This is a genomic window from Pseudonocardia sp. (assembly GCF_025965585.1).
In the GTDB taxonomy this organism is placed as follows: domain Bacteria; phylum Actinomycetota; class Actinomycetes; order Mycobacteriales; family Pseudonocardiaceae; genus Pseudonocardia.
In genome coordinates, this window is record NZ_JAOPWR010000391.1 from 1 (window position 1) to 6360 (window position 6360).

Genomic DNA, 6360 nt, shown 5'->3' on the forward strand with positions numbered 1-6360 from the left:
CGGGCGTCGTGTGGTGTCGCCGTGCGCTGGGCCGTTCGGACGCCCGAATCTGCCCCGCGCGGTGTGCGTCGCAACAAAAGCGAGGCGAAGTGACCCAAACGTGACCGAAACGCGACGTCTTGATCGATGCAGTGTGCTTGGCGCCACTCCAGTTGGGGACATACGTTGTCGGTCACAACATTTACCCCGCTCCGGCGGGACTCCCCAACGCTGTGGAAGGACGATCATGCGCCTGAGGAAGACCGCGTTCGCGGCAGCGGGGCTGGGCCTGGCCCTGACCCTTGCTGCCTGCGGGCAGAACTCCGCCGCTCCGAGCGCAGCCGGCGGAGCGAGTGCCGCACCCGCCGCCGGCGTGAAGGTCGGCGTCATCCTCCCGGAGACGGCCAGCTCGGCCCGTTGGGAGAGCTTCGACAAGCCCCTGCTGACCCAGGCCATGGCGGCCGAGGGCCTGCAGGCCGACATCCAGAACGCCCAGGGCGACGAGCAGAAGTTCTCGACGCTGGCCGACGGCATGATCTCCAGCGGCGTCAAGGTGCTGGTCATCGCGTCGATCAGCAGCGACGGCGGCGCAGCCGTCGAGGCCAAGGCCAAGGCCCAGGGCATCCCGGTCATCGACTACGACCGCCTCGACCTCGGCGGCACCGCGAACTACTACGTGTCGTTCGACAACGTGAAGGTCGGCGAGCTGCAGGGCCAGGGTCTCTCGGACGCGCTCAAGGCCAAGCAGGGCGCCCAGGTGATCCAGATCGAGGGTGCGCCCACCGACAACAACGCCACCCTCTTCTACAACGGCCAGCAGAACGTGCTGCAGCCGCTGTTCTCGTCCGGCGCGCTCAAGCTCGTCCAGAAGCAGGCCATCGCGAACTGGGACAACCAGGTCGGCGGCACCACCTTCGAGCAGATCCTGACCAGCAACGGCGGCAAGGTCGACGGCGTGGCCGCGGCCAACGACGGCCTGGCCGGGGCGATCATCACCGTCCTGCAGAAGTACGGCCTCAACGGCAAGGTGCCGGTGACCGGCCAGGACGCCACCCCGGACGGCCTGCAGGCCATCCTGCGCGGCGACCAGTACATGACGGTCTACAAGCCGATCAAGCAGGAGGCCGACGCCACCGCCAAGCTCGCTGCCGCGCTCGCCAAGGGTGACACCGCGGCCGCCGACGCGATCGCGACGCAGAGCTCGCAGGACCCGAAGGGCAACCGCACGGTCAAGTCCGTGCTGCTCACCCCGCAGCTGATCACGAAGGACAACGTCAAGACCGTGGTCGACGACGGCGCGGTCAAGGCGAGCGAGGTCTGCGTGCCCGCCACCCAGACCGTCTGCAACCAGCTCGGCATCAAGTAACCGACCGACCCCACGCGAGTGCGGAGGCAGTGGTGTCCCCACAGGGGCCCTGCCTCCGCACCCGCGGGCACGGAGGTGCCCAGTGAGTGAACCGATCCTGCAGCTGCGCGGGGTGAACAAGAGCTTCGGCGCTGTCCAGGTGCTGCACGACGTGGACCTCACCGTGCGCGCCGGTGAGGTCACCGCGCTCGTCGGCGACAACGGCGCGGGCAAGTCGACGCTGGTGAAGTGCGTGGCCGGCATCCACCCCATCGACAGCGGCGAGGTGCTCTTCAACGGCGATGTCGTGACGCTGAACGCGCCCACCGACGCCGCCAAGCTCGGCATCGAGGTCGTCTACCAGGACCTCGCGCTCGCCGACAACCTCGACATCGTCCAGAACATGTTCCTCGGGCGGGAGCGCGGCAGGTCGTGGCTGCTCGACGAGGCCGACATGGAGCAGGCGGCGCGGCGCACCCTCGCCTCGCTGTCGGTGCGCACCGTGACCTCGGTGCGGATGCCCGTCGCCGCCCTCTCGGGCGGCCAGCGCCAGACCGTCGCGATCGCGAAGGCCGTGCTGTGGGACTCCAAGGTCGTACTGCTCGACGAGCCGACGGCGGCGCTCGGCGTGGCCCAGACCCGCCAGGTGCTCGACCTCATCCGGCGCCTCGCGGAGCAGGGGCTGGGCGTCGTGCTGATCAGCCACAACATGGCCGACGTCTTCGAGGTCTCCGACCGCATCGCCACCCTCTACCTCGGTCGCATGGTCGCCCAGGTGCCCACCAAGGAGGTCACACAGACCCAGGCCGTCGAGCTGATCACCGCGGGCCGCTCCGGTGACCTCGGCCTGCAGCGCCCCGAGAGCGTGACGGTCTGATGGTCGGCCCCACGGAGAAGCAGGAGACGGCGTCGAAGGAGACGACCCCCATGCCCGATCTCGAGAAGGCCGCCGGGACGACCCCCGGGCAGGCCACCCAGACCCAACCCACCAGCGCGGCCGAGCGGGCCGCGCCCGCGTCGACGCGCTCGGCCGACTTCGGCATCGACACCACCGCGAAGTCCACCGGCGAGGCGATCCGCGCCTACTTCACGAACCTGCGCAACGGCGAGCTCGGCTCACTGCCCGCGATCCTCGGGCTGCTCGCGCTGTTCGTGCTGTTCACCGTGCTGGCCAGCGACACGTTCCCGAGCCTGCTCAACCTGGCCAACCTGCTCCAGCAGGGCGCGGGCCAGACCATCATCGCGATGGGGCTGGTGTTCGTCCTGCTCACAGGCGAGATCGACCTCGCCGCGGGCACCGCGTCCGGCCTCGCCGCCGCCGTGATGGCGCTGCACCTCGTCAGCAACGGCAACCTGCTGGGCGCGATGGGCACCCCGGTGTTTCTCCTGTTCGCCGCGGTCGTGCTCATCGCCGTCGTGCTCTCGGTCATCCTCAGGATCTGGTGGGGTGCGGGGCTCGGCGTGGTCGCGCTGCTCCTGCTGGTGATCGGGTTCCCGCCGAACCCGTGGCTGGAGATGCTCCTGGCCGTGTGCGTCGGTGCCGTGATCGGTGCCGTCACCGGCTTCCTCATCGCCAAGGTGGGCATGCCGTCGTTCGTCGTGACGCTCGCGCTGTTCATCGCCTGGCAGGGCGTGATCCTGCAGCTCATCGGCGACGGCGGCACACTCGGCCTGCGCGACCCGGTGATCAACGCGGTCGCCAACGGCAACCTCTCGATCCTCGGCAGCTGGATCCTGTTCGTCGTCGCGGCGGGCGGGTACGCGGCGGTCCTGCTCAACCGGCAGGTCTCGCGGCGCAAGCTCGGGCTGGTCGCCCAGCCCACCGGCCTCGTGCTGATCAAGATCGGCTTCGTGATCGTGCTCGCGGCGGTCGCCACCTACCTGCTCACCACGAACCGCTCCAACAGCAACCTCGTGGTGATCACCGGTGTGCCGTACGTGGTGCCGATCGTGCTCGTGCTGCTCGTGGCGGGCACGTACCTGCTCGACCGCACCCGTTTCGGCCGGCACATCTACGCCGTCGGCGGCAACCGGGAGGCCGCGCGCCGTGCCGGCATCGACGTCGTCAAGATCCGGGCCTCGGTGTTCGTGATCTCCTCGGCGCTCGCCGCGATCGGCGCGATCGTCTACTCGTCGAAGGTCGGGTCGGTCTCGCCGAGCGCGGGTGGCGGCAACACGCTGCTGTTCGCGGTCGGTGGCGCCGTCATCGGCGGCACGTCCCTCTTCGGCGGGCGCGGTCGGGTCAGCAACGCCGTGATCGGTGGCGCGGTCCTCGCGACGGTCAACAACGGCCTGGGCCTGCTCGGCCAGCCCGCGTCCGTCGTGTTCCTCGTCAACGGCATCGTTCTGCTCCTCGCTGCAGGGGTGGATGTGCTCTCCCGGCGTCGATCGGCCGTCCCACTCAGGTGAGCCGGACCTGGGGGGGAGACGGTGGGGGCGGCTCGGCCGCCCCCACCTCGGGGGCCAGGCCCGACGAGGCACGACGCCACAACCGAGCCGCGCTGCTGCGCAGGCTGCACGTCGACGGTCCCTGTACGCGCGCGACACTCGCCACGGAACTGGGGCTCAACCGCAGCACGATCAAGTCGGTGGTGGACGGGCTCGCCGAGTCCGGCGTCGTCACCGAGGCCGTCCCGGCGCAGCGCCACGGTGCCGGCCGGCCGTCGCTGATGGTGCTGCCGTCGCCCGAGGCCGCCGTGGTCCTCGCGGTGGACGTGCGGGTGGAGCAGGTCGCGATGTCGATGGTGGGCATCGGCGGCCAGGTGCTCGGCAGGCACAGCTGGAACCTGCACAGCCGCACCCGCACGCCGGGCGAGGTGATCACGCACGTCGCGGAGTCGGCGCAGCTGCTGTCCGAGGAGCTCGCCGTCAGGGCGCAGGGCGCCGGGGTGTCGCTGCCCGGCGTCGTCCGCCGCGACGACGGGTGGGTGCACGAGGCGCCCAACCTCGGCTGGCGCGACGTCGCGCTGGGCACCCGGCTCGCGTCGGTGCTCAAGCTGCCGGTCCAGGTGGCCAACGATGCCGAGCTGGGAGCGTTGGCCGAGCACGTGCGGGGCGTGGCGCGTGACGTCACCGACCTCGTCTACATCTCGGCGGACAAGGGCGTCGGCGGCGGGGTCATCTCCGACGGCCGCCCGCTGCGCGGCACCCGCGGGTACGTGGGCGAGATCGGGCACCTGGTCGTCCGGCCGGGCGGACGGCCCTGCTACTGCGGGTCGCGCGGCTGCTGGGAGACCGAGGTGGGCGAGGCGGCGATGTGCCGTGCACTGGGCCTGGCCGAGGGCACGGCGCGCGGCGTGCTGGTGGCCGAGCTGCGTTCGCTGGCCACGGCGCCGCTGCCCGGCCCGCTCGACGAGTTCGCCGAGTGGCTGGTCACCGGCCTGGTGACGGTGGTGAACATGATGGCGCCCGAGCTCGTGGTGCTCGGCGACCTGTTCACCGCCCTGCCGCCGGCTGTCGTGGGGCACGTCCGGCAGTTGGTCCACGAGCGCAGCCTGGTCAGCCGCGCGGTCGGCGGCACGCGGATCGAGACCAGCCCGCTGGGCCGCGACGCCAAGCTGGTCGGGGCGGCGGAGCTGGCCTTCGAGCCCGTGCTCGGCGCGGTCTGACACGCCGTCGCCCGCTGCCGGGTGGGGGTGTGCCCTACCCGCGGCCGGGGGCCCGCTCCCCGGGCGCGGGGGAGCACACCATCGATCCACGACCGGCGTGCCAGCAGGCTCTGTGACGACGAACCGGCCGGGTCCCGCGAGGACCCGGGCAGGGGGGACACCACAGGGAGGGACATGTCATGGGCAGGCGCAACAGCGGTCAGCAGGCACAGCGGGCGGCCATCGGGCCGGCGGTTCCGCTGGTGTGGAAGTTCGGCGGCACGTCGGTCGCCGACCACACCCGGCTGCGGGCCGTCGCGGAGCGCATGGTCGCCGCCCAGCGGTCGGGCACGGGGGTCGTCGCGGTGCTCTCCGCGATGGGCAGCACGACCGACGAGCTGGCGGCGATGGCGCAGCAGATGTCCGCGCGGCCTCCGCTGCGTGAGCTCGACGCGCTGCTCGCCGTCGGCGAGTCGATCTCGTGCGCCCTGGCGTCGATGGCGGTGGCCGAACTCGGCGCCCGCGCGGTGTCGCTCACCGGGGGGCAGGCGGGCATCGGCACGGACGAGCGCCACGGCGACGCGCGGCTGCGCGCGATCGACCCGCAGCGCATCCACGACGAGCTGGCCGGAGGCGCGATCGTGCTGGTCACGGGCTTCCAGGGCGTCTCGGCCGCCGGGGACGTGACGACGCTCGGACGGGGCGGATCGGACGCATCGGCCGTCGCCGTCGCCGCCGCGCTCGGCGCCCGGGAGTGCGAGATCTTCACCGACGTGCCCGCGGTGTTCACCGCCGACCCGCGGGTGGTCCCCGACGCGCGCAGGCTCGCCTCGATCCGGCCCGCGGAGATGCTCGAGATGGCCGAGGCCGGTGCCGCGGTGCTGCAGCCCCGCGCGGTGGAGCTGGCGATCGCGCACGGCGTCGACATCCACCTGCGGTCGAGCTTCACCACCGAGCCGGGGACCTGGGTACGGCGGGAGGCGGGGGTCTGGGAGGACACCGGCACCGCCGAGGTCGCGGGCATCGCGCATCGCAGGCAGGAGAGCCTCTATGCCGTTGCGGGCGCGGCCGCCGAGGCGGTGGCCACCGCCCTCGCCGAGCGGGGCATCGCGATCGGCTCCGCCCTCCCCGCCGACGGCGTGGTCCGCTTCACCGCGCCCGGCGCCGACCCGGCCGACGTGGCCGCGGCGCTGGACGCGGCCGGGCTCGCCGTGTCGGTCGAGGAGGAGCTGGGCTCGGTCGGGGTGGTCAGCCTCGGTGTCGCGCGCAAGCCGGAGATCCTCGCGCGCACGCTCGCGGCGCTCGGGTCCGCCGGCATCGCGCCCCGGACGGTCACCACGACGCCGGGCCGCGTGTCGGTGCTCGTCGCCCCGGCCGCGGTCGACGACACGGTGCGGCTGCTGCACCGGACGTTCGTCCCCGCGGCGGGTGCCGCGGCACCGGCCGCAC

At 72.4% G+C, this 6360-nt stretch carries 5 protein-coding genes; all 5 read left to right on the forward strand.

Annotated features, from left to right (window positions below):
- Positions 1–226: 226 nt before the first annotated feature.
- Complete coding sequence (locus JWR81_RS24240; protein WP_297657589.1) at positions 227–1345, forward strand: substrate-binding domain-containing protein; 1119 nt, start codon at positions 227–229, stop codon at positions 1343–1345.
- A gap of 82 nt (positions 1346–1427) precedes the next feature.
- Positions 1428–2201, forward strand: a complete 774-nt coding sequence (locus JWR81_RS24245) for an ATP-binding cassette domain-containing protein (RefSeq protein ID WP_297657592.1) — start codon at positions 1428–1430, stop codon at positions 2199–2201.
- Complete coding sequence (locus JWR81_RS24250) at positions 2201–3733, forward strand: ABC transporter permease (RefSeq protein ID WP_297657595.1); 1533 nt, start codon at positions 2201–2203, stop codon at positions 3731–3733. The genes JWR81_RS24245 and JWR81_RS24250 overlap by 1 nt, the downstream gene beginning before the upstream one ends.
- Positions 3730–4932: an ROK family protein gene (locus JWR81_RS24255; protein WP_297657598.1), complete on the forward strand. Its 1203-nt coding sequence runs from the start codon at positions 3730–3732 to the stop codon at positions 4930–4932. The genes JWR81_RS24250 and JWR81_RS24255 overlap by 4 nt, the downstream gene beginning before the upstream one ends.
- 179 nt (positions 4933–5111) lie before the next feature.
- Positions 5112–6360 (forward strand): aspartate kinase (locus JWR81_RS24260; RefSeq protein WP_297657601.1); only part of this gene is annotated, 1249 nt, incomplete at its 3' end.